We start from the raw sequence: 22561 nt of genomic DNA, 5'->3' as shown, positions 1-22561 counted from the left end.
TCCAAGATGTACATTGCCGTAAATACCATCGAAGTTCCCAATCCTGCGCAAATGGTCGAAATGTTCCGCAAGCAGGCGCCCAACATGAAAGAACTCCAAGGCTTTCTCGGACTGGAAGTCTGGACCGACGAACAGTCGATTAAAGTGATCACGAAGTGGGAGAATAAAGATGCGTTCGAGGCGTACACCCAAAGCGAGGTTTTCAAACGTTCTCACGGCGGGCACGGAGGCCAGGAGATGAAACCGAAAGCGCGTCTATCGTATTTTGAAGGCGAGACGCTCATTTAAGGCAAAGCATCCGAAACTTTAACCCGCATCTATTCGTTTATAGAATAACGGCCCCGCTTCGGGGCTGTTTATATTTGTAGAGGTGCCTTTTAGGCCTAAGTTCCGCACTTCCCGTGGAATGACAAAGCGCCGGATGGCAAAATCTTCATGTATTTAACCCGTTTTTACGTTTTTAAACCAGGAGTGCTGCTTAATGAAAAAAACTGCCATAATAGCCGGAGCTTCGGGACTCATAGGCAGAGAGTTGATCTCTGTTCTTATCGCCGATCCCGGTTACGAGAAAATTATCGTTTTAGTCCGTAATCCTATCGAGGGGCGGGACAGTGAAAGCAAGTTTCATCAGATCGTGACGGATTGGAACCCGGAGGAGCTGGAGGAAGCTTTGCGCGGGGAATTAAAGCAGGCGGATGTCTTCTGCGCGCTGGGCACCACGATTAAGAAAGCCGGGACGCGGGAACAGTTCCGCCAAGTCGACTACGAATACCCGATGCTGCTGGGCAAGCTGGCCAAGAAGTACGGGGCCCGCCAATTTCTCGTCGTTTCCGCCATGGGAGCGAAGCGGGATTCCAAATTTTTTTACAGCCGGGTCAAAGGAGATCTGGAGCATGGTTTATCCGGATTGGGACTTCGTAAACTGCGAATATTCAGACCGTCCCTTCTGCTGGGAGACAGGGAGGAATTCCGTTTCGGCGAGAAAGCGGGAGCCGTTGCCGCGAAAGCCTTCTCTTTCCTGATGGCGGGGGGTCTTCGTAAATATAGGCCGATTACGGCTCAGCGGGTCGCCGCGGGAATGGCGGAAGCCGCCAAGCAAAAAGGGGAAAGTATCCGCATCTACGAATCGCACCAGATATAATGCGAAAGAGCCTTGCCGTTCACGATTGAACGGCAAGGCTCTTTTCGGTTTGCGCGGCATCCGGAAGGCTGCCGGTCACGACACGATCAGCGTCCACAGCTGCTTGCCGATCAGCACCGTGGTCATGATCAGAAAAAGCGGCTTAACGAAGGAGGCTCCCTTTCGGATCGCGAAACGGGTTCCGACCAGCGCACCTCCGATCATGGCGATTCCCATGGGAATTCCGTAAGTCAGGTTTACGGAGTCCAGCATCAGAAAGGTGACCAGGGCCCCGACATTACTGGCGAAATTAAGCACTTTCGAATTAGCGGAGGCTCCCACGAAATCAAAGCCGAGCAGCAGAAACAGAAAAATAAGGAACGAACCCGTTCCGGGTCCGAAAAAGCCGTCGTAAAAGCCGATTACGAAAGCACCGGCCGCCAGCCATAACCTGCTGCGCGGAGTGAGTCCGCTGAAGGTGGACGCCGCTCCCCAGTTTTTTTTGAGCAGGGTATAGACCGTCACGGCAATGAGCAGCACCACGACCAGCGGTTTAAGGAACTCGGACGGGATCCGGTGCACCAGCATCGCCCCGAGCATCGAGCCGGCCAGGGCCAGGGGAAAAAGAGCCGCCGCCAGCCGGAAATGGATTTTTCCCGAAAGCAGGAACGAGGTCATGCTGGTCAGCGAACACATCGTTCCCGACAGCTTGTTGGTTCCGAGAACTAGCGCGGGCGGCAGGCCCGTGAACAGCAGCGCCGGAACCGTAATCAAACCGCCTCCGCCGACAACCGAATCCACGAAAGCGGCCAGAAACCCGGTTACGATCAGAAAAAGCAGCATCTCCCAGCTTAAAACGTCCATATGTAAAGCCACCGTCCTCCAGCCGTAATCCTTTTACCCATTGTACATCGGAAGAAGGGGGGAGGACAGATGAAATTGCGGGCCGACCTATTCCGTTTTGGAATCGGAAGGCTTGCTCACTCCGCTGGTTGAACCCCGCAGTTTCAGCAGTTCCGAAACCGTTACGAAATGATAGCCGCGCTTTGACAGCACCGGCAGAATTTTACGGAGCGCGTCTACCGTGTTCGAAGAACCCTGGACATGATCGTGGAACAGGACAATGTCACCCTTGCGGGCGTTGTTCAGCACCTTGTTCACGATCCGGCTCACGCCGGGAGCTTTCCAGTCCTCCGTATCCTGGTGCCAGGACCATAAAATCGGCAGACACCCTTCCGCCAGGGAGACATGAACGAGCCTTTCATGGTAATAGCCTCCCGGCGGGCGGAACAGGACAGGTGCGCTTCCGGTTATGGATTTAATCACCTTCTGCCCCGCCGCAATCTCGGCGCGTATGCTTTCCGTGGACCGGCTGCTGGTCAGGAAAGGATGGCTGTACGTATGGTTGCCGATCTCATGCCCCTCGGCCGCTTCTCGTTTGAGCAGTTCCGGAAACTTCTCGGCCCGCTTGCCGACCACGAAAAAAGTGGCTTTGGCCCCGTACTTTTTCAGCTCGTCCAAAATTTGCGCCGTCTGATCCGGATTCGGCCCGTCGTCGAACGTCAGCGCGATCACTTTGCCCGCGGACGGAACCTCCCATACGATTTCTCCGCGCTGCTCGTAATAATCCCGGTCTCTGGGCTTAGCGGCGGCATGCGAACTTTCACCCGCAGGTATCGAATCCGCTGAAGCGGTTGAACTCAGCCGCTGTTCGTTTGCGTCCGCCGTACCGGACGCCGCCGGCGATAACCCGCTTGAGGCAGGAAGCCTGCCGGATGCGAGCGCGGGTGCGGGGGCCAGGGAGAAGAAAGCGAAAATCGCGCAGGCCGCGGCCGTACGCCGTAAAGGAAGGGCCTTGGCGGGCCCGGAACTGATGCTCATGCTGATTGAATCCTCCTGTCGTTTGCATATCCGATATGGTTATCCTGCCCTTCCATTCCCGTTTCATCCGGCTGCCGGATCCGCTCTGCCGCAAAAAAAACCGGCTCCGCAAACGCGGACCGGCCCATTCTTAACCCCCATACGCACTGCGGAACGCTTTGGACAGCGTATCGGCGTTCACGTCCCACAGAGCGGCTATCTCGGGAGCGACGTGCTCTTCCCACCAGTCCGCCTGGACTTTGCGGTTATCCGAATGCTCGACGATAAACGCGATGTGCTGGGCTACTTTCCGGGTGTATATCTTCTCCGCTTCCTCGATTTTTTCCGGAGCGACATACATTTTCAGCCTTTTAACGGTTCGGTAAAGCTCGCGGCTGCACGAACGGCGTATTCCCCGGGCGCTCGGAATTTGCGGCTTGTGCTTTTCGTTTGTTTTATTTTTCAACCGGATCGCCTCCTGACTCTGTTTCATTGTATGCGGCCGGCCCGCCTGAAGTGAGAAGGGAAGAGAGGCAGCGGACCGGCCCGAAGAGTAAGGGAAAGTAGGGATGAGGAGGGAACCGGAGGTGACGAGCCCGGTGAACGGACCGGCGGACAATAAAAAAAAGGAAGCCTGAGGCTCCCTGTCAGTCAATGACGTTAATATAAGCGATCATCGGCCCGCTGTGGGCGATATCCGTGTGAGTCGTACAGATGAGCCGGTAAGTTCCCGCTTTTTCCGCTTTAAAGCTGACGACCGTTTCCTTGCCTTTTTTAACTTCACCCTTGATATTCAAACCTTCGATAATAAAAGGATGGCTGGCTCCGTTGACTCCGTAAATGCTGAGCCGGATATTTTCGCCTTTGCGGACGACAATCGTGCCGGGGTCCCACCGGTAAGCCTCGATTTCTTTGCCGTTATCCAGCTTTGTGGAAAATTCCCCCGTAACGAGCTGGATTGTCCGTTCCGTAGTCGCTGCAGGCTCCGCCGCCGTAGACAAGATTTGCGGATTACGGAAAAACAGAACCGCCGCAAACGCTACGCAAAGAAATCCGAGAAACATGACGAAGTGATATTTTTTAAGCACAAAAGATTTGAACATGAGCTTTCCCCCCAGACCAGTTTGTACACTATATGCACGGGCTTGTAAGGTCATGATGAAAATAACCGGACAAGTAAAATTTGTCCGTCCGGCCTTCTGCGTCCGGCACGGTTTACACCCGGCGACCCGGTTACGCCGCAAACAAGAGACGCGCCGGGGAAGGCCGGATAAGCCGGCGGCTTTATCGGCCTACGGGCGGGAGGTTTACGTCTCTTTACAAAACCCGGGAGTATAGGAAGTGGTTGACGGCCTTTCTCTATGGTAGAATAGGGGAGATTATACGAGAAGAAAGCGCGGAAACAACCGCGAATCGACAATCATGCTGGGGAAAGTGGGTTGGAGATGGGAGAGATTATTCATTCGCTTTTGGTATTTTTTGAAGGCCTCGGGTACTGGGGGGTCATGCTCGGGCTGATGATCGAAGTCATTCCGAGTGAAATCGTACTCTCGTATGCGGGCTATCTGGTAGCCAAAGGCGAGATCGGTTTTGCGGGCGCCGTCTTTTTCGGCACCGTGGGCGGAGTTATCGCCCAGATTTTCGTCTACTGGGTCGGCCGTTACGGCGGACGTCCTATTTTGGAAAGGTACGGCAAATACATATTCATCAATAAGCATCACATCGACGTTGCGGAGACCTGGTTCAACAAATACGGAACAGGCGTTATTTTTACGGCCCGTTTCATACCGGTTGTCCGGCATGCGATCTCGGTACCGGCGGGGCTTGCCAAAATGCCGCTGGGACTGTTCACGTTCTATACGACGCTGGCGGTTATTCCGTGGTCCATGCTGTTTGTCTATCTGGGGATGACTCTGAAAGACAATTGGGAGAACATCGACGACATTGCAGGCAAATACACAGTTCCGATTCTAATCGCAGCTATCGGTCTTATGATCATTTATCTGGTAGCCAAAAAAATGCGGGCAAAGCGTAAATAACGCCGTTTGCCGCCAAGGAAGGGATGGATTTTATGAGCACCAACTTATCCGCCGTTATCGGCAAAGGCTTGACGCCTCAACAGTTTATCGACAGCATGCAGCGCAATCAGGAAGCGTTTCTTGACTGGTCCGGCAAGTTCCAGTGGGAGACGGAGGAAGACCGTGAATTTTTCGAATCCCTCAACAATCGCGACGACCTGCGCTGTGCGATCATTGCGGCAGAGTGGTGCGGCGATGTCGTACGCAACATTCCGGTCGTATTCAAGGCGCTGGAAAACAGCGGAATACCGGTGGAAGTCCTGATTATGGAGGAACATACCGATGTTATGGACCAGTTCCTGACCTTCGGCGGACGCTCCATTCCGGTCGTGATTTTCACGGATACGGGCGGGCACGTGCTTGGCAAATGGGGACCGCGTCCTGAACGGGTACAGGCTGTCATGAGAGCTTTCAAAGAAGAGAATCCGGACCGCGAAGCGCCCGACTATAACGATAAAATCCAGGCGGTACGCGCGGAAATGCTCCGCCAGTACGGCGAAGGTGTCGGCTACCAGTCCGTCATCGTAAGCGAGCTCCGCCAGCTGCTTTCCACGTTCTGACAGGAGGGGTAGACATGATCCGAATCGAAACTTTTACGCTCGGCCCCATGGGAACGAACGCTTACCTGCTGACCGACGAAAGCGGGCGCAAGGGTGCTGTCATCGATCCCGGCATGAAGCCCGGACCGCTGCTCAAGCGCGTTAAGGACATGGAGATCGAAGCCATCCTGCTTACGCATGCGCATCTCGATCATATCGGAGGCGTGCAGGAGCTCCGGGAGCTGAAGAAGTGCCCGGTCTATCTCCACGACGCCGAAAGCGACTGGCTGGGCAGCCCTAAGCTGAACGGCTCCGCGCGCTGGCCGGACGTTACGGACCCGATCGTGGTCGAGCCGGCCGAATATGCGCTTGACGAGGGACAAGTGCTCGAATTTTTCGGCACCAAGATCAAAGTGTTTCACACCCCGGGCCACTCGCCGGGCAGCGTCAGCTTCCTGTTCGACAACCACCTGATCGGCGGAGACGTGCTGTTCCGCTTGTCCGTCGGCCGTACGGATCTTCCTGGCGGCGATTGGAACACGCTTCTTGACTCCATCCACGGCAAGCTCTTTGAGCTTGGCGACGACGTTACGGTCTATCCGGGCCACGGTCCGAAGACGACGATCGGTTACGAAAAACAGAACAATCCTTATATTTAAGGGCAGTAAATTTTTACTGCTTCAAAAAGCTTCCGGAATGCAAGCCGGGCGAACACCTTTTTTGCTGACCAGCGGATCCTGCGTGACAACCGGCGTCAGCGGACGGGCATTTGCCGGGGCACGGCATCCGGAGGCTTTTTTTCATACAGGAGGCCTAATTTTGAGGGGCTGGGTATATACCGTGTTCCGGGCGGGAACAAACCCATAGACTGTTGGTGTAAGGCTGTAAGCCTACTTTCCGCGTAATGTCATCCAAATACGGAACGGTAACATACAGGAGGGAATAACTAATGGAATATGTTAAAAAAACGTACACCGGTCCCGTCTACACACCCAAAAAGACGGCGCCCATGCCCCAGGCCGTAACACCCCCGCCGATGCCGGCACCTATGCCAGCACCTATGCCGCCTATGCCTATTCAAACGATGCCCATGCAGCCGACTCCGCTGCCTTATCCCGGACCGCTGCCTTCTCCGGTCATTCATACGCCGCCTATGCCTATCGTAAAACCGGTGTATGTGGCAAGCTGTAAACCGCATTATCCTGTCTGTCATCCCGTCAAGCCGGTCGCGAAAAAGTGTTGGACCGACAATTCCGCCTATATTCTTGTTCTTTTTATCCTCCTCGTCATCATTTCCAGCGGTTTCGGTTACGTCAAAAAATGTTAGTTGAACGGCAGTCCGAAACAAATACCGGTTAAGAACAACACGAAGAATCCAGATGCGAAAGCGTCCGGGTTCTTATTTTGACGAGGCTGTATCCGCACGGGGCGCCGGTTTGAAGATGATTTAATTAAGCCGAAATAAAAAGCTTGCCTGTATGACACAAATGTGATATTTTGGAAAAAGAAGTCACGAAACGAATACGTTTGTTTGCGAAGAACGCAAGCTTTCGGCAGATGCCGCGGGTTTGCGTTTTTTTATTTTCGTTTTGTGGATTCATAATCCCCCCGTTTAAAAAAAGCCCGCTTGAAGCGGTGCTTCGGCGGCTCCCGTTTTTAAATTTCAGTTATCCGCTTCATCCCTCGCACCAACATACGCTTATCGGTCCGGCTTAAAGGCTGCATGCAGTGTGCTCCTGCAGCCCCGGACCAGCCCCGCAACATTTTGCCGGCTAACCTGGGAGTGTCCCCCGCGGCATTCCAATGAACTTGAATCAATGCCGAACCGCCTTTATCGTTACCGGCTCATTCCCGGCAGCAGCCTAGACGATTCCACAAATGGAGCCAGTTATGGATGAGCATAAGTAAGGCAGAACCCGTGACTGAACCATGACCATCCCATGACCATCCCATGACCGTCCCCATGGCCGTCCCAATGAACGTTCCCGCGACCTTGCCCATGACCGCCCCGTAGCTCCCGACGGCGCTTTCAGTCCGTGTTTTGCCGCCCCGAATCTGTTTGCGCCCCCATGCCGGAGCGGGGTATGATGACGGTATAAGAACCGTAGGAAGGGATGGATAATTAATGAAAACAACGGATCATCCGTACGCGGAAAGACAGCGGAGGCTGCAGAAGGCGATGCAGGCGGGCGGAATCGACGGTTTCCTGGTCAATCACCATATGGACTTGTACTATTTTAACGGCTCCATGCAGAACGGGTACTTGTTCGTGCCCGCCGAAGGCGATGCCCTGTTCGTTGTGCGCCGCAGCATCACGAGAGCGCGGCAGGAGTCGCTCGCGGAAGTGGAGGAACTCGGCTCCCTCCGTACGCTCAAAGACAGGCTCGCCGGTCGTTACCCCGACGTATTCGGGTCCGGGAAAGAACCCGTTATCGCCACGGAGTTCGACGTGCTCCCCGTCCAGCAGTTCCAGCGTCTAGAAGGAGCCTTCCCGGGCGTGAAGTGGAAGGACGGCTCGCTGCTCGTCGAAGGAGCTGCGGATGATCAAGTCCGCCGATGAGATCGCGCTCATCCGCAAGGCCGCGGCCGTTATCGACCGGACGCTGGAGAAGGCGCTGGCCGGTATCCGTGAAGGGATGCCCGAGTTCGAGCTGATGAGTATCATCGAGCGGGAGAACCGCCTGCAAGGCCACCTTGGGCTTATGCGCATGCGCGCGTATAACTCCGAGCTTATTACGGGCTGCGTGGCGGCGGGCGCGGCTGCGGCCGAGCCGACATATTTTGACGGTCCCGCGGGAGGAAGGGGGCTCAGCCCGGCAAGTCCGCAAAGCGCGGGCAGCCGGCCCATCGGCCGGAACGAGCCTATCCTTATCGATATCGGCTGCAACATCGAAGGCTACGTGATCGATCAGACGCGGACCGCGGTGATCGGCATTTTGCCAGATGAGCTTCAGCGCGCTTACGAAATATCGGAGAAAATTTTGAAGGAAGCCGAGGCGATGATGAAGCCCGGTACCGTTGCGGAGCATCTCTACCTGCAAGCGCTGGACACGGCTTCCGCCGAAGGGCTGGGCGGCCATTTTATGGGGTACGGCATGGATCAGGTTAAGTTCCTCGGGCACGGGATAGGGCTTGAAATCGACGAGTTTCCTGTATTGGCGAAAGGGTTTAAATACAAACTCGAGCCCGGCATGGTAATCGCCGTAGAACCGAAATTCACATTCCCCGGCCAGGGCGTTGTCGGAATCGAGAACACATATGCAATTACGGAAACCGGCTTTGAGAAGTTGACCGTATCCCGTGAGGGCGTTCTAGTCCTTTAAGATCAGCCCCGTTTCCGCGGCAGAGGTTCAACCGGAGGTCAATAAAAACTCTCACAATCCTTCCCGAAAACAGGGATACGTTTATGGACAGCTTCTTCTTTTTTTAGTACGATGTTACTAATCCATGCTAGATTCGATAGTAGAGCCGCAGCTTAACCGCATCGCTTTTCAGAAGAATCGGAACAGGGCAGCTCAGCCCGCTCTGCATGGGAAAGGGGGAATCCGGATGCTGTCTTTGGGAGCGCGCGTCATCATCGTGGAAGACCGGCTGGAGCAGAATCTGCCGATCGGCGATTACGCCTACATCATCGCTTATGACCGCAACAACGACAACTTGTTCGACTACGTCATCCGAGTGCCGAAGCTGAATAAACATTTTTTCGTGCCCGCCTCAGATATCGAACTGGAAGAAGTCCTGCTTCGTCAGGAAGTCGACCGTTTGGAGAAGGAAGCCTTGATCGACTTCGCGCTGGCGACGCGCAATGAAGAACTGTTTAACCGAGTGATGAACGGCGAACCGGTTGAAATCGTTGCAGAGAAGAGCAAAGAAGTTCAAAGCGCCGAGGATTTCATCAAACAGGTGAACCTTCGCGCTTGGATATAGATGACCGTTTGAGCTTTTCGGGGCATGTTCCCGTACAAAAGAATGCAAAGAGAGCCTTTCCGTCTTCGATGACCCGGGAGAGGCTCTTTTTGCGATAGAACGGATGCGCTGCGGGAAAGCCGCGAAATTCCGGCGCTTATTTCTGCGTTTTCGGCCGGGAATCAATTGAGATCAAAAAATAACTAGGCTATAATAGGTAGAATGAATTTGGCGTGTACATACAAAGAGAGGTGCGAATCGTCTGTGAGCATTACTATTAAGGATGTCGAACACGTGGCCAAGCTGGCCCGCCTTGATCTTTCTGCCGATGAGAAGGAACAATTTACGGAGCAGCTTAACGCTATTTTGAAATACGCCGAGCAGCTTGGAAAGCTGGATACGGAACATGTGGAGCCGACGAGTCATGCGATGTCCGTCAAGAACGTGACGCGGGAGGACGAAGTGCGTCCGTCCCTGCCTTTGGACAAAGTGATGCTGAACGCTCCGGAAGAAGAAGACGGGCAGTTCAAAGTGCCTGCCGTTATGGAATAAATACGAATCATTAACCTGACTTTTGATTTTGCACGGTTGTCTGTTATTTGAAGGGAGGCACCTTACGTTGTCGCTATTTGAGTTGAGATTACAAGAATTACATACCCAACTGCTGGATAAAAAGGTATCCGTCACGGAGCTGGTCGATCAGTCTTACCGGCGGATCGCCGAAGTGGACGGCAAAGTAAAAGCATTCCTTAAGCTCGACGAGGAGAATGCCCGCCGCTCCGCCAAAGCTCTGGACGAGCGGATTGCCGCTGGAGAATCCCGGGGAATCCTGTTCGGTCTTCCGGCCGGAATCAAGGATAACATCGTGACCGAAGGCGTCACGACCACCTGCGCGAGCAAGTTCCTGTCGAACTACACGCCCGTCTACGACGCGACGGTAATGCGCAAGCTGAAGGAAGCTCAGGCGCTTCCGGTCGGCAAGCTGAACATGGACGAGTTCGCCATGGGCGGCTCCAACGAGAACTCCGCGTTCCATGCGACACGCAACCCGTGGGATCTCGACCGCGTACCCGGCGGTTCCAGCGGCGGTTCCGCGGCTTCCGTAGCCGCCGGCGAGGTGTATTTCTCGCTGGGCTCGGATACCGGCGGCTCGATCCGCCAGCCGGTCTGCCTACTGCGGCGTGGTCGGCCTGAAGCCGACCTATGGGCTCGTGTCCCGGTTCGGACTTGTCGCATTCGCTTCTTCGCTGGACCAGATCGGTCCCCTGACGAAGAACGTCGAAGATTCCGCTTACGTCCTCCAGTCGATTGCGGGCCACGATCCGCAGGACTCCACGTCGGCGAACGTGGAGATTCCCGACTACGTCTCCGCATTGACCGGCGACGTGAAAGGGCTCCGCATCGCGGTGCCGAAAGAATACCTGGGTGCCGGCGTCGACCCGCAGGTGAAGGAGAAGATCCAGGAAGCGCTCCGCGTGCTGGAAGGTCTGGGAGCGGTCGTCGAGGAAGTTTCCCTGCCGCATTCCGAGTATGCCGTCGCGGCGTACTACCTGCTCGCTTCCTCGGAGGCGTCCTCCAACCTCGCGCGTTACGACGGCGTCCGTTACGGCGTCCGCACGGACAACGCGAACAACCTGCTGGAAATGTACCATATGTCCAGAAGCGAAGGCTTCGGTCCGGAAGTGAAGCGCCGGATCATGCTCGGTACTTATGCGCTCAGCTCCGGCTACTATGATGCCTATTACTTGAAGGCGCAGAAAGTCCGCACGCTGATCAAACAGGATTTCGATCAAGTTTTCGCCAACTACGATGTCGTGATCGGTCCTACGGCTCCGACGACGGCGTTCCGTCTGGGAGAGCAGGTAGGCGACCCGCTTACGATGTATTTGAACGATATTTTGACCATTCCGGTCAACCTGGCAGGTATTCCGGCCATCAGCGTACCGTGTGGTCTGGCCTCTGGCCTGCCTGTAGGACTGCAGATTATCGGGAAGGCGCTGGACGAGTCCACCGTGCTGCGCGTAGCTCACGCTTTCGAGCAGAACACCGATCATCACAAGCAGCGTCCGCAGCTATAACGCGTAACAGGAGGGATCTTTTTTGTCAGCGACTGAAACGAAATACGAAACCGTGATCGGGCTTGAAGTTCACGTTGAACTGCATACAAATTCCAAAATCTTCTGCGGCTGCTCAACCTCGTTCGGCGCGCCTCCGAACACGCATACGTGTCCGGTCTGTCTCGGACATCCGGGCGTTCTGCCGGTGCTTAACCGGCAGGCGGTCGAATATGCGATGAAAGCCGCCATGGCTTTGAACTGCGAAATCGCGGACGTGACGAAATTCGACCGCAAGAACTATTTCTATCCGGATTCGCCCAAGGCGTATCAGATTTCCCAATTCGACAAGCCGATCGGCGAGAACGGCTGGATCGACATTGAAGTGGATGGGAAGACGAAGCGCATCGGCATCACCCGGCTGCATCTTGAAGAGGATGCGGGCAAGCTGACTCACGTCGACGGCGGATACGCTTCACTGGTTGACTTCAACCGGGTCGGCACGCCGCTGGTCGAGATCGTTTCGGAGCCGGATCTCCGCTCTCCGGAAGAGGCCCGCGCGTATTTGGAGAAGCTTCGCGCCATCATGCTTTACTGTGACGTTTCGGACGTCAAGATGGAAGAAGGCTCCCTGCGCTGCGACGCCAACATCTCTATCCGTCCGGCAGGTCAGGAGAAATTCGGCACGCGCGCGGAGCTTAAGAACATGAACTCGTTCCGCGGCGTACAGCGCGGTCTTGAATATGAAGAAATCCGCCAGGCCGAAGTCCTGAACGGCGGGGGCGAAGTCGTCCAGGAAACGCGCCGCTGGGACGAAGGCCAAGGCAAAACCATTTCCATGCGGGGCAAGGAAGAATCGCATGATTACCGCTATTTCCCGGATCCGGACCTTGTGAACCTGCATATCGATGCCGCCTGGAAAGAGCGGGTCAAATCGTCGATTCCGGAGCTTCCGGATGCCCGTAAAGCACGCTACGTAAGCGAGTATGGACTTCCGAGCTACGATGCCGAGGTTATTACCGCTTCCATGAAAATGGCTGATTTCTTTGAGGAAAGCCTTCAGTACACGGCCGATGCGAAAGCCGTTTCCAACTGGATCATGGGTGACCTTCTCGGTTATCTCAATGCCGGAGGACTGGACTTTGGTGATATCCGGATAACCGGTCAAGGTCTCGGTGAAATGATCGGTCTGATCGAGAAAGGCACCATTTCGAACAAAATCGCCAAAACCGTGTTTAAAGAAATGATCGAGAGCGGAAAAGCTCCGCAGCAGATTGTTGAAGAGAAGGGCCTCGTACAAATCAGTGACGAAGGTGCCATTAAATCCGTAGTCGAGCAGGTTGTAGCGGGTAATCCGCAGTCTGTAGCCGACTATAAAGCGGGCAAAGAGAAGGCGGTCGGCTTCCTTGTCGGCCAGGTTATGAAGGAAACGAAAGGCAAAGCCAATCCCGGATTGGTCAACAAGCTGATCGTGGAGACTCTGCAGGCGCAATAAGCCGAACAGCTAAAGAATGTTAAGCACACCCAACGGCATGTCCATCAGGATATGCCGTTTTTTTACAATAAGAATGGCATAAAACGGGTAGGAGGAGATGAAAACGATGATAAGACAAATTCCCTTGGAAGATGTTCAGGCCGTGCTTGAGCTGCTTGCACTGCAGACATCCGCTTATCTCGTGGAAGCGGAGCTGATCGGGTACAAAGACATTCCGCCCCTAAAGGACAGCCCGTTAACTCTGAAATGTTCCAAAGAGACGTTTACGGGGTATTATCTCAATGACCCGGAGGAGCGGGAAGAACTTGCGGGCGCTATCGCATGGGAAGAGAACGGAACAGAGCTGACGATAACGCGAATGATGGTCCATCCCCGTCATTTCCGTCAAGGAATTGCTTCCGCACTGATTCGGCATGCGCTTGCGGCTAACCCGCAGGCCGGCAGATTTGTCGTGTCTACGGGAGAAGCTAACCTGCCCGCCGTCTCTCTCTATGAGAAATTCGGCTTTCACCGTACCGGTAAACGCACGATTTCCCCTTCCGTCGCTTTGGTGACATTTGAGAAGATGCGGGGCATACAATGAAACAGAGGCGGGACAGGTCACGACGAGATAAGGAGCGTGGGAACGAAGTTGAATGATCCTTGGGTAATCGGGCAGTTGGATTTGACGATTAGACTGATTTTGGCGTTAGTGCTTGGAGGCTTGATCGGCTTCGAGCGGGAACTGAGCAACCAGGCGGCCGGATTCCGGACACATATCCTGGTCTGTGTCGGTTCCGCTTTAATCATGCTGCTTTCCATCTACGGGTTCAGCGAGTTTTCCAAGGAGTTGAATGTGCGGATGGACCCTTCCCGGCTGGCGGCTCAAGTAGTCAGCGGAATCGGTTTCCTTGGTGCCGGGACGATTATACGCAACGGCTTTTCCGTATCCGGGCTTACGACGGCAGCCTCCCTGTGGGTCGTTGCCGCGATCGGTCTCGCAGCGGGCGCCGGTTTTTATTACGCGGCCATCCTGTCCACGATTATGGTCATTCTTTCTTTGTGGATTTTAAATAAAATCGAGCATAAATATTTCGGCGCCAAGAAGCGCCATCTGATCCGGGTTCATGCACTGGACCGGCCCGGCAACCTGGGCAAAATCTCCGGCATCCTCGAAAATAATAAAGTGGAGATACGCAAATTCGGTGTGGATGAAGAAGAAAGAGGAGAGAGGGACGACCGGCAGACGGTCATGATCTATCTGAATGTCGTCATTCCGGACTATCACATGATTCCTCTCCTGCTGGACGATATCCGGCATTTGGACGGCGTGGTAGGGGTAACGATGGAATAGTTGGAAATGTGGAGCGGGGCGGAAGCCCTGCTTTTTCTTTTTTTAATGAGTTTGAAGGGGTGTATGTATCCGCATCGTCAAAAGATATGTAAATCGGATGTTAAGCGCGTTATAGTTATAGTAAAGAGGGCACAAGAGAAAGGGCGGTGAAGCAATGGAGCACCTGACAGACGAACAGCTGGTGGATCAGATTAACCGGGGGCAGGCGGAAGCGTACCGCGTTTTGGTTGACCGCCACAAAAGCTACGTGTATACGCTGATTTACCGGATGGTGAACCATCGCGAAACCGCCGAAGACTTGTCCCAGGAAGTGTTTCTTAAACTGTACCGCTCTTTATCCCATTTCAGAGGGGAGAGCAAATTCACGACTTGGTTATACCGGATGACGGTTAACCTCGTTACGGATTACCGCCGTGCCCAGCGCAGGCGTCCCGTAGTCCCCTTGCTCGACAAGCTCAAAACCTGGTTGGCCGACCGCAGGACAGAGCCCGAACAGCAGGCGATCCGTCATGAAGAGAGCGACTCCGTTCACCGGTTGATCGCCGAAATGCCGGAGAAATACAAACTGGTGATGTATCTCTATCACTTCAAACAATTGTCTTACCAGGAAATATCGGATGTGACCGATCTTCCTCTGAAGACGATCGAGACGCGCTTATATCGCGGCAAAGCCATGCTTAAAGAAAAATGGTTGGAGGTGTATCCAGATGCCCGAACGAACTCCCAGACGTCCCAGTCAGCCCCGGCTTCACGCGCTTCACAATAGCCCGGAACTTCCGCCCGCACTCCAAGCCGAACTTAACGGCATGAAGGTGCTCCACCCTTCCGCGAATTTCACCGATCGTGTGATGAAGGATGTTGCCGCGGGAAATACCGTGCCTGGATTTCGGCCCGTAGCGCCGAAGAAACGCAGACATTCGGAACTCGTCAATCTTTTCGTCGCCACAGCGGCTACTTATATATTTATCAACACCGGTCTTTTGAAGCTTTTGAATTCGCATGTGGCCGATTGGTCCGAATTTGTTCAACATTTGTCCAGCAGGATAGGATAACGTGCATGACGATCATGCAGCAAGGAGGTACGGAATGTCTCAACAATTTTCTTACACCCCAGGAGGCTCGCCCGAGATGGATGACTTGAAAGACCCGCACTTTTATGAGGAGCAGCAGCGGAATTATCCGCCCGGCCCCCCTTACGGCATACCGCCATATCCCCCGTATTTTCAGCAGCCGCCCAAGAAGAAATGGCTGGCTATGCTTCTTTCTCTGATGATGCCGGGAACCGGCCAGTTCTATGTGGGGATGATGCAGCGCGGATTGTTTATCATGATGCTCGTCATTATGGATATTTTCGCGATTGTGCTCTTCGCAACGAGAGATGAGGGGTCGAACGTGGCCATGATCACGTTGTTCTCGCTCATTCTGCCGGTTATTTACTTCTATAACGTATTTGAAGCTTTACAGCTTACGGATATCGTTAACAGGCGTCGTTTTTACGGAGAATCCGAAGAATTGACCGACCCTCTGCAAAAGCTGGCTAAAGGGGGTAACCTGGGTATTCTGCTGATTGCGGCCGGCGGATTCCTTTTTCTCGCCAGCAGCAAGCCCGTATGGCTGGAATCTTTCTTTAAGCTGTTCGGTTCCTATTTCGGAGCCATCGTTCTGATTATCGGCGGAATTGCTCTTTTTGTCTGGGAAACCAAAAGAAAACAATAGATTGGGTGATCGGGTTGATAAAAGCGGGCAGATTCACCGCGGCTGTGCTGTTCGTCACGGTTGGCGTGTCGATGCTTCTGGACCGGGCCGCAGGTACCCATATGCTGGGGCAGCTGATAAAATGGTGGCCCCTTTTGTTTGTGGCCGCAGGTCTGGAACTGATTTTGCTGCAATTCCTGTCCAATTCCAAGGGAACTGCCGTCAAACTCGACCCCGTGGCCATTTTCTTCTCGGTCATAATCTGTGCCGTCGTCGTCGGTTCCCAGGGAGCGAGCCAACTGCTCTCAGGAATTAACCTTCAGATCGGCTCGGTACAGGGGCAGAGCTTTGACAAAGAACCGGAGGAGTTCGCGCTGGCTCCGGCGATAACCAAAGTTCATGCGGTCAACACGAACGGACGCATTGAACTGGCAGCCGGAGACACGGATACCGTCCGGATACAGGCAACGGTCTGGGTGAATGCCTCCGATGAACAGGAAGCCCGCAAAATCGCGGATGCTTCACATGTCGAGCAGAGCGTTCAAGGAACTGAATTAACGCTTAAAGCGGTTGGAGAAGAATATACGAAGGCTTGGTTTGTCAAAAATAAAGCGAGGATAGACTTTACCGTTACGCTGCCGCGTACGGCCTCTCTGGATTACCTGGCCGAAACCGAAAACGGTGCCGTCCACGCGGCGGGCCTGGGGACCGTGAACCTGCTATCCGCCCATACGAGCAACGGATCGGTGGAATTAACGGATATCCGGGGGCATGTAGAAGCGGTTACGTCAAACGGCAAAATCAGTGCCGCCTCCATCTCGGGAGCCGTCAAGGCGCAAACCGTCAACGGCGAAGTCGTTATCCGGGAAGCCGGAGCGGGCGTACAAGCGGCCGCCTCCAATGGTAAAGTCACCCTTTCTTCTGTGAAGGGAGACGCGGTGGCGCGTACCGATAACGGCAGCGTCAAAATCAAAGATGTCTCCGGACGCGTTCAAGCGGAGACGGAGAACGGATCGGTCCGGCTCGAATCCGCCGAAATGGCCGGAGACTGGCAGGCCAGCACAAGCAACGGCCGGATTACAGTCCGCCTTCCGGCGGGTGCGGGCTTTAAGGTCCAAGGCTCCGCGAGAGCGCTCCGGACGGGACTTCCTGTCGAACTCGTGGAGGAAAATTTGAGCGGTACTGTGGGAAGCGGTGAACATGTTCTTACGATCCGGACGGATGGCGAGATTTCCCTGGAAACCGTAAATTAAACGCATTACGCCCTCAACAGGCGTTGACAAGTGCAATTTCTCACACGTACAATAGAAGAAAGGTTGTATCTGTGTCCACAGAGTACACAGTACTGCCCCTTACTAACAGGTGGTGAGAATCATGTCCGAACATTTGGAAGAAGCGCTTGCCAAACTTAAAACGACAGGTGTTCGCATGACTCCGCAGCGGTACGCGATTTTGACGTACTTGTTCGACTCCTTCAACCACCCTACGGCTGATGAGATTTACAAGGCGTTGGAATCCAAATTTCCGAATATGAGCGTGGCCACGGTTTACAACAACCTGAAAGTGTTCATAGACGCGGGGTTAGTACGGGAATTGACCTACGGGGACGATTCCAGCCGTTTCGATGCCGATTTGTCCGATCATTATCATGCCCGCTGCCAAAGCTGCGGCAAGATATCCGATTTTGATTACTCGCCGATCGTTGACGTTGAGCACGTTGCGGCTCAGCAAACCGGCTTTAGGGTAGGCGGACACCGGCTTGAAGTCGTCGGACTTTGTCCGGATTGTGCAGGAAAGGCGACGCATTGATTCGTCGTTTTCAAACTTCCATACACGTTATTACGCGAACGTATTAGCCGCTCTTCGTTATCGGGCGTGCCGATACGTTTTTCTTTTTTTCGAAAGGATGTGCAAAAGCTTTTGAAGCAGCCTCACATGAGCGGCTCGAAGCGCAAAAAGAGCCGGTTCCGTTCGTTTATTCTCTTGCTTATCCTATTGGCGGCCATCGCTTATCTGATCATGAACCGGCTGCCTAATAATACCCATATAACGCCGTTCTACGCCAAGCTGGACAAGCCGGTTTTCTATCAGGGAGAAGCTTACAAAGTCTCCGCCTTGGGGGCCAAAGACGCCATGAAGCTCCCCCTCGGACTCATATCTGAATGGATCGACCCGGCCGTTATCAGCGAGCCCTCCGCTAATTCCGTTATTTTGACGACGGAACAGGCTGTAGTGCGGCTCCAGACCGACAAAGCTTATGCGTCCCGCAATCTCAAAGAAATCCCGCTGACATCGCCTATGATCAAGCAGGGAAAAGAGTTTTATGTACCCGTTTCGATCCTTAAGGAGCTTTACGGCATAGAACTCAGGGAAGATGCGGAAACAGGCGCCGTATCGCTTTTTAAACCCGGTGAGAAAATACGCTGGGGGACGTTTCGCGGAAAAGAAGGAGGCGAACTGCGCAGCGGCGGTTCGGTTACCAGCCCGATCATGGGCAGCCTGGCGGATGGCGAGCGTCTCATGATTTGGGGCGAACAGAACGGCTGGTACAAAGTTCAGACTGACCGGCGGGCGGGCCGGTTACGTGAAGACGCCGCTGGTGGTTGAAGAAAAGGGGGAGGAGATTCCCTCTTTTCAGCCTCCCGCCGCGAAGCCGCGCTGGAAACCTCAAGGCAAGCTCAATATGACATGGGAACATGTTGTTACGGCGACGCCCAAAACGGCCTCTATTCCCGAAATGCCCGGCCTCAATGTCGTGAGCCCCACGTGGTTCCATCTCGCAGACGAGAAGGGGAGCATCAAGAATCAGGCGGACCCCGCCTACATCAAATGGGCGCACAGCCGCAATTATCAGATTTGGGCGCTTTTCGATAACTCGTTTGAACCGAACATGACAGGCAAGGCGCTGGGAAGCTACGAAACCAGATTGAATATGATCAACCAGCTTCTTTCTTTTACAAAGCAGTATAATTTGCAGGGCATCAATATTGATTTTGAGAACATGAACAAATCCGACGGACCCCATCTGGTCCAGTTCGTGAGAGAAATGGCTCCGCTGCTCCATGAGCAGGGACTGGTTCTGTCTATCGACGTTACGGCAAAATCGGGCAGTGATGCGTGGAGCCGCGTATATGACCGGCCCGCACTGGCGGCGGCAGTGGACTATATGATGCTTATGGCATATGACGAACACTGGGCAACCAGTCCGAAGTCGGGATCGGTCGCATCCCTTCCTTGGGTGGAGCGTTCTCTCAAACAGATACTGGATGAAGACAAAGTGCCGCCTTCCAAACTTGTGCTGGGGATTCCTTTTTATACGCGGATATGGACGGAAGAACAGAAGGATGAAGGGACCAAAGTGAGCTCGAAAGCCGTATTTATGGAGAAACCCCGCAAGATCATACAGGAAAAAGGGCTCACTCCCGAATTCCGCGAGGACACCGGTCAAAATTACGTCGAGTACAAAGAAGACGGCAAACTTAACCGGATCTGGCTGGAGGACGAAACTTCCGTTAAAGCCCGTCTGGAGATCGTAAGCAAATACAAATTGGCAGGGGTCGCCTCATGGCGGCGCGGTTTTGAAGAACCGGCCATATGGCAGGTCATTGCCGATGCCCTGCAATCGAAATAAACCTTAACGGCTTTGCGGTCAAACAGATCTGGACAAATGAAAGATGGCTGCTTTTTGGAACGCGCCGTCCGGAATCATTAAATTCCTACAAAAAAAGCTGTCATCCGTAATGGATGGCAGCTTTTTGCATTAACTTTTAGAAGAGTCGATGGCGGACGGAGCGGAACCGGTTTCCGCTTTGCGGATATTGTCTTCATCTACGATCTCGGCCTCCGCGGGTGCCATGGAAGGGTCAACCGTCAAAATCGTCTTGCAGAACATGCAGCGGTCCGTTTTACCGATCATCTTCGTCCTTTTGCCGCACTCGGGACAATCGAGCGCTACGGCGGAGGTTGACATCATGCCCGCCCAGAAATAAATGGCCATACTTCCTAGCATGCTGATCATTCCCAGAATCAAGAAGATGACGGCAATGATCCGTCCGGCGGCGCCCCAGTCGAACACGACCCCGGCCAGGCCGATGATCATAATAAGCATGCCGCCCATAGTCAACAGCAGGCCCCATAAGCGGAATTCATTGATTTTACTTGATTTCAGAAGCAACGGTGTTCCCCTCTTTTCTACAAGCATTTTCGGAATTTAAACACAATATGTTCTCATGTAAGCAGGAAACGGCTGAGGAAAGTAGAATTACATTTCTAACGAACGTATGACGGCTGCGGGAGCCGGATGTACACGCTGCGGGAAAGATAATTCCGCCGGCATTTACCGGAGCCCGTTAAGCGCGGCCATTTCGTCTCGTGATCCGCAGCAGGTTGCTTTCATCACAGAGGGATTTGTAATCCTTCTGCTGGTTTACTACCAATCATCCGGACACTTACAACTCCATACATCATTATATAGAAGACAATCATGGTATACAAGGAAGATGGTTGAATTCGTCCGTACTTGAACAGGGCTGCTGCAGCGATTAGATCGAATATCGTTAACGGTCTTTTGAAAGGGGAGATCCGATTGGATCGTCAATTGTATTTGGAAGACTCTCGGGAGCGGGCGCTTTCCATGCCGGAAGAGCTGCGCGACCGCCAGCTGCTGTCGGAATTTTCGCTTTTTCTGAACAAGTATTTGAAGAGCAAGTCCTACATACTTGAGGAACATCTGCTCGATGCTTACCAGAACGTGCTGGAAGCTTTGAAACATTGGGCGCGCATTGTCATCATAGAAGAAGGGGAAACTGTCCAGGACGCGGTCTGGAATCAGGTTCGTCCGATAAACACCGGTGTGTACAAATTATATGAAGAACTGACTACGAGCAAAGAAACGCTGAAGCAAAGAATCCAGCTTGTTCTTCTGGCATGCGAATTTTCCGTGATGTCCAAAATGGAACGCTGCTGCAAGCCGCTTATTCAGCTTCTGGATTCGAGACCTGAGCCGTGGAGTACGGACGAACTTCTGGAGCGGCCCGAAATTCAAATCCTGGGCAACAATCTTCAGCAGCTCCTGAATAAGCTCGTCAAAAAAACGTTGGTAAAAGAAGTCGCGATTCCTGCCGACGCCGAATGTTCCCGGCTCTTGCTGCGCTATACCTTGTTCAAACATTAAGCTCATCCGAAACGGATTGAGAAAGTCAGGCGGCCTGCATAGGCTGCCTTTTCTCTTTCTTCTAAGCTTCAAACCCTTGTTAAATAAGGAGACAGCATTAGTCATGTTTTTCCATTGCCCAAAAGGGTTGACTTCATAACAGGTTTCATGGTAAATTAATTTTCGCCCCTTCGAAAGGCAAGTCGCTAACTAAGGACAAGCCGCTAACTTCGAACGGAGTGCTCAAAAAAAGTTCTTGCATTACTAACACCGAATGTGGTATAGTAGTCAAGTCGCCGCCAAACGAGGCAAAGCGACAAGGAACGATAAGAACTTACAAATTGTCCTTTGAAAACTGAACAACGAGTGATTGAAGTGTCTCAGTAATGAGACATTAAAATGAGAAGAAATTCTCGTCAGCAACGAATGTTTGAGCTTAATCAGCTTGAGATAAACCGCTGGCCTTAGGGCTAGCACAACTTTATCGGAGAGTTTGATCCTGGCTCAGGACGAACGCTGGCGGCGTGCCTAATACATGCAAGTCGAGCGGACTTGAAGAGAAGCTTGCTTCTCCGATGGTTAGCGGCGGACGGGTGAGTAACACGTAGGCAACCTGCCTGTAAGATCGGGATAACTACCGGAAACGGTAGCTAAGACCGGATAACCGGTTTCTCCGCATGGAGAGACTGTGAAACACGGAGCAATCTGTGGCTTACGGATGGGCCTGCGGCGCATTAGCTAGTTGGTGAGGTAACGGCTCACCAAGGCGACGATGCGTAGCCGACCTGAGAGGGTGAACGGCCACACTGGGACTGAGACACGGCCCAGACTCCTACGGGAGGCAGCAGTAGGGAATCTTCCGCAATGGACGAAAGTCTGACGGAGCAACGCCGCGTGAGTGATGAAGGTTTTCGGATCGTAAAGCTCTGTTGCCAGGGAAGAACGCCAAGGAGAGTAACTGCTCTTTGGGTGACGGTACCTGAGAAGAAAGCCCCGGCTAACTACGTGCCAGCAGCCGCGGTAATACGTAGGGGGCAAGCGTTGTCCGGAATTATTGGGCGTAAAGCGCGCGCAGGCGGTTTTTTAAGTCTGGTGTTTAATCCCGAGGCTCAACCTCGGTTCGCACCGGAAACTGGGAGACTGGAGTGCAGGAGAGGAAAGTGGAATTCCACGTGTAGCGGTGAAATGCGTAGAGATGTGGAGGAACACCAGTGGCGAAGGCGACTTTCTGGCCTGTAACTGACGCTGAGGCGCGAAAGCGTGGGGAGCAAACAGGATTAGATACCCTGGTAGTCCACGCCGTAAACGATGCATGCTAGGTGTTAGGGG

General features: G+C 53.6%; 23 protein-coding genes, 1 rRNA gene and 2 pseudogenes (1 of these 26 only partly in view). 21 read left to right on the top strand and 5 right to left on the bottom strand.

The window, feature by feature from the left end:
- Nucleotides 1-6: 6 nt before the first annotated feature.
- A complete protein-coding gene (locus tag ABC395_RS21335) occupies nucleotides 7-288 on the top strand; it encodes an antibiotic biosynthesis monooxygenase family protein (protein ID WP_413005852.1) in 282 nt (93 codons plus the stop codon).
- Between the two features lie 193 nt (nucleotides 289-481).
- Entirely contained in the window at nucleotides 482-1141 is a 660-nt protein-coding gene (locus tag ABC395_RS21330) for an NAD(P)H-binding protein (RefSeq protein ID WP_413005851.1), read from the top strand.
- Between the two features lie 75 nt (nucleotides 1142-1216).
- Here ABC395_RS21330 and ABC395_RS21325 read toward each other — a convergent pair whose 3' ends face one another.
- From ABC395_RS21325 to ABC395_RS21310, 4 genes are all read right to left on the bottom strand, one after another.
- Nucleotides 1217-1984, bottom strand: a complete 768-nt coding sequence (locus ABC395_RS21325) for a TSUP family transporter (protein ID WP_413005850.1) — start codon at nucleotides 1982-1984, stop codon at nucleotides 1217-1219.
- A gap of 87 nt (nucleotides 1985-2071) precedes the next feature.
- Nucleotides 2072-3001 carry a polysaccharide deacetylase family protein gene (locus ABC395_RS21320; protein WP_413005849.1) on the bottom strand — a complete coding sequence of 310 codons (930 nt, stop codon included), beginning with the start codon at nucleotides 2999-3001 and terminating at the stop codon, nucleotides 2072-2074.
- A gap of 130 nt (nucleotides 3002-3131) precedes the next feature.
- Nucleotides 3132-3446 carry a dehydrogenase gene (locus tag ABC395_RS21315; RefSeq protein WP_413005848.1) on the bottom strand — a complete coding sequence of 105 codons (315 nt, stop codon included), beginning with the start codon at nucleotides 3444-3446 and terminating at the stop codon, nucleotides 3132-3134.
- A gap of 181 nt (nucleotides 3447-3627) precedes the next feature.
- Nucleotides 3628-4083: a cupredoxin domain-containing protein gene (locus tag ABC395_RS21310; RefSeq protein WP_413005847.1), complete on the bottom strand. Its 456-nt coding sequence runs from the start codon at nucleotides 4081-4083 to the stop codon at nucleotides 3628-3630.
- A gap of 342 nt (nucleotides 4084-4425) precedes the next feature.
- On the opposite strand from ABC395_RS21310, the gene uptA reads away from it, so the two are divergent.
- From uptA to ABC395_RS21225, 17 genes and pseudogenes are all read left to right on the top strand, one after another.
- Nucleotides 4426-5019 carry an undecaprenyl phosphate transporter UptA gene (uptA, locus tag ABC395_RS21305; protein ID WP_413005846.1) on the top strand — a complete coding sequence of 198 codons (594 nt, stop codon included), beginning with the start codon at nucleotides 4426-4428 and terminating at the stop codon, nucleotides 5017-5019.
- Between the two features lie 32 nt (nucleotides 5020-5051).
- Nucleotides 5052-5618, top strand: a complete 567-nt coding sequence (locus ABC395_RS21300) for a thioredoxin family protein (protein WP_413005845.1) — start codon at nucleotides 5052-5054, stop codon at nucleotides 5616-5618.
- 14 nt (nucleotides 5619-5632) lie between these two features.
- Nucleotides 5633-6256 (top strand): MBL fold metallo-hydrolase, encoded by a 624-nt coding sequence (locus ABC395_RS21295; RefSeq protein WP_413005844.1) that lies wholly within the window; start codon nucleotides 5633-5635, stop codon nucleotides 6254-6256.
- Between the two features lie 290 nt (nucleotides 6257-6546).
- Nucleotides 6547-6924, top strand: coding sequence for a hypothetical protein (locus ABC395_RS21290; RefSeq protein ID WP_413005843.1), 378 nt, complete (start codon nucleotides 6547-6549; stop codon nucleotides 6922-6924).
- Between the two features lie 798 nt (nucleotides 6925-7722).
- Nucleotides 7723-8920 (top strand): annotated as a pseudogene (locus ABC395_RS21285) (M24 family metallopeptidase).
- A 226-nt stretch (nucleotides 8921-9146) separates the two neighbouring features.
- Nucleotides 9147-9524, top strand: a complete 378-nt coding sequence (locus tag ABC395_RS21280; protein ID WP_009671386.1) for a hypothetical protein — start codon at nucleotides 9147-9149, stop codon at nucleotides 9522-9524.
- Between the two features lie 243 nt (nucleotides 9525-9767).
- Entirely contained in the window at nucleotides 9768-10055 is a 288-nt protein-coding gene (gatC, locus tag ABC395_RS21275) for an Asp-tRNA(Asn)/Glu-tRNA(Gln) amidotransferase subunit GatC (RefSeq protein ID WP_413005842.1), read from the top strand.
- Nucleotides 10056-10122: 67 nt separating this feature from the next.
- A pseudogene (gene gatA, locus ABC395_RS21270) lies at nucleotides 10123-11581 on the top strand (Asp-tRNA(Asn)/Glu-tRNA(Gln) amidotransferase subunit GatA).
- Nucleotides 11582-11603: 22 nt separating this feature from the next.
- The gene (gatB, locus tag ABC395_RS21265) at nucleotides 11604-13052 is read left to right on the top strand and encodes an Asp-tRNA(Asn)/Glu-tRNA(Gln) amidotransferase subunit GatB (RefSeq protein ID WP_413005841.1); all 1449 of its coding nucleotides are present in this window, start codon (nucleotides 11604-11606) and stop codon (nucleotides 13050-13052) included.
- Between the two features lie 106 nt (nucleotides 13053-13158).
- Nucleotides 13159-13635, top strand: coding sequence for a GNAT family N-acetyltransferase (locus ABC395_RS21260; protein ID WP_413005840.1), 477 nt, complete (start codon nucleotides 13159-13161; stop codon nucleotides 13633-13635).
- Between the two features lie 48 nt (nucleotides 13636-13683).
- Nucleotides 13684-14385 (top strand): MgtC/SapB family protein, encoded by a 702-nt coding sequence (locus ABC395_RS21255; RefSeq protein ID WP_413005839.1) that lies wholly within the window; start codon nucleotides 13684-13686, stop codon nucleotides 14383-14385.
- A gap of 154 nt (nucleotides 14386-14539) precedes the next feature.
- Nucleotides 14540-15151, top strand: a complete 612-nt coding sequence (locus ABC395_RS21250; RefSeq protein WP_413005838.1) for an RNA polymerase sigma factor — start codon at nucleotides 14540-14542, stop codon at nucleotides 15149-15151.
- 320 nt (nucleotides 15152-15471) lie between these two features.
- Nucleotides 15472-16101 carry a hypothetical protein gene (locus ABC395_RS21245; RefSeq protein ID WP_413005837.1) on the top strand — a complete coding sequence of 210 codons (630 nt, stop codon included), beginning with the start codon at nucleotides 15472-15474 and terminating at the stop codon, nucleotides 16099-16101.
- Between the two features lie 5 nt (nucleotides 16102-16106).
- A complete protein-coding gene (locus ABC395_RS21240; RefSeq protein ID WP_413005836.1) occupies nucleotides 16107-17333 on the top strand; it encodes a DUF4097 family beta strand repeat-containing protein in 1227 nt (408 codons plus the stop codon).
- A 121-nt stretch (nucleotides 17334-17454) separates the two neighbouring features.
- The gene (locus ABC395_RS21235) at nucleotides 17455-17889 is read left to right on the top strand and encodes a Fur family transcriptional regulator (protein WP_009671384.1); all 435 of its coding nucleotides are present in this window, start codon (nucleotides 17455-17457) and stop codon (nucleotides 17887-17889) included.
- Nucleotides 17890-18000: 111 nt separating this feature from the next.
- The gene (locus ABC395_RS21230; RefSeq protein ID WP_413005835.1) at nucleotides 18001-18687 is read left to right on the top strand and encodes a stalk domain-containing protein; all 687 of its coding nucleotides are present in this window, start codon (nucleotides 18001-18003) and stop codon (nucleotides 18685-18687) included.
- Nucleotides 18665-19711, top strand: coding sequence for a glycosyl hydrolase family 18 protein (locus tag ABC395_RS21225; RefSeq protein ID WP_413005834.1), 1047 nt, complete (start codon nucleotides 18665-18667; stop codon nucleotides 19709-19711). Before ABC395_RS21230 ends, ABC395_RS21225 begins: the two co-directional genes overlap by 23 nt.
- Before the next feature lie 129 nt (nucleotides 19712-19840).
- Here the strand turns inward: ABC395_RS21225 and ABC395_RS21220 are convergent, their stop codons facing one another.
- Nucleotides 19841-20254, bottom strand: a complete 414-nt coding sequence (locus tag ABC395_RS21220) for a DUF2614 family zinc ribbon-containing protein (protein WP_413005833.1) — start codon at nucleotides 20252-20254, stop codon at nucleotides 19841-19843.
- 411 nt (nucleotides 20255-20665) lie between these two features.
- Here ABC395_RS21220 and ABC395_RS21215 point away from each other — a divergent pair, with 411 nt between their 5' ends.
- Both ABC395_RS21215 and ABC395_RS21210 read left to right on the top strand, forming a co-directional pair.
- On the top strand, nucleotides 20666-21253 hold the full coding sequence (locus tag ABC395_RS21215) for a hypothetical protein (RefSeq protein WP_413005832.1): 588 nt from the start codon (nucleotides 20666-20668) through the stop codon (nucleotides 21251-21253).
- Between the two features lie 460 nt (nucleotides 21254-21713).
- Nucleotides 21714-22561 (top strand): 16S ribosomal RNA (locus tag ABC395_RS21210) (it continues 706 nt past the right edge of the window).

The organism is Paenibacillus canaveralius (assembly GCF_047238265.1).
Taxonomy (GTDB): Bacteria; Bacillota; Bacilli; order Paenibacillales; family NBRC-103111; genus Paenibacillus_F.
Note: the sequence above shows the minus strand (reverse complement) of the source record. Positions and strands in the feature narration are given on the sequence as shown.

Excerpts from the sequence above, each read along its gene's own strand:
- ABC395_RS21335 (WP_413005852.1), top strand. The coding sequence starts at position 7 with ATGTACATTGCCGTAAATACCATCGAAGTTCCCAATCCTGCGCAAATG.
- ABC395_RS21330 (WP_413005851.1), top strand. The coding sequence starts at position 482 with ATGAAAAAAACTGCCATAATAGCCGGAGCTTCGGGACTCATAGGCAGA.
- ABC395_RS21325 (WP_413005850.1), bottom strand. The coding sequence starts at position 1,984 with ATGGACGTTTTAAGCTGGGAGATGCTGCTTTTTCTGATCGTAACCGGG.
- ABC395_RS21320 (WP_413005849.1), bottom strand. The coding sequence starts at position 3,001 with ATGAGCATCAGTTCCGGGCCCGCCAAGGCCCTTCCTTTACGGCGTACG.
- ABC395_RS21310 (WP_413005847.1), bottom strand. The coding sequence starts at position 4,083 with ATGTTCAAATCTTTTGTGCTTAAAAAATATCACTTCGTCATGTTTCTC.
- uptA (WP_413005846.1), top strand. The coding sequence starts at position 4,426 with ATGGGAGAGATTATTCATTCGCTTTTGGTATTTTTTGAAGGCCTCGGG.
- ABC395_RS21300 (WP_413005845.1), top strand. The coding sequence starts at position 5,052 with ATGAGCACCAACTTATCCGCCGTTATCGGCAAAGGCTTGACGCCTCAA.
- ABC395_RS21295 (WP_413005844.1), top strand. The coding sequence starts at position 5,633 with ATGATCCGAATCGAAACTTTTACGCTCGGCCCCATGGGAACGAACGCT.
- ABC395_RS21290 (WP_413005843.1), top strand. The coding sequence starts at position 6,547 with ATGGAATATGTTAAAAAAACGTACACCGGTCCCGTCTACACACCCAAA.
- ABC395_RS21280 (WP_009671386.1), top strand. The coding sequence starts at position 9,147 with ATGCTGTCTTTGGGAGCGCGCGTCATCATCGTGGAAGACCGGCTGGAG.
- ABC395_RS21260 (WP_413005840.1), top strand. The coding sequence starts at position 13,159 with ATGATAAGACAAATTCCCTTGGAAGATGTTCAGGCCGTGCTTGAGCTG.
- ABC395_RS21250 (WP_413005838.1), top strand. The coding sequence starts at position 14,540 with ATGGAGCACCTGACAGACGAACAGCTGGTGGATCAGATTAACCGGGGG.
- ABC395_RS21245 (WP_413005837.1), top strand. The coding sequence starts at position 15,472 with ATGTCTCAACAATTTTCTTACACCCCAGGAGGCTCGCCCGAGATGGAT.
- ABC395_RS21235 (WP_009671384.1), top strand. The coding sequence starts at position 17,455 with ATGTCCGAACATTTGGAAGAAGCGCTTGCCAAACTTAAAACGACAGGT.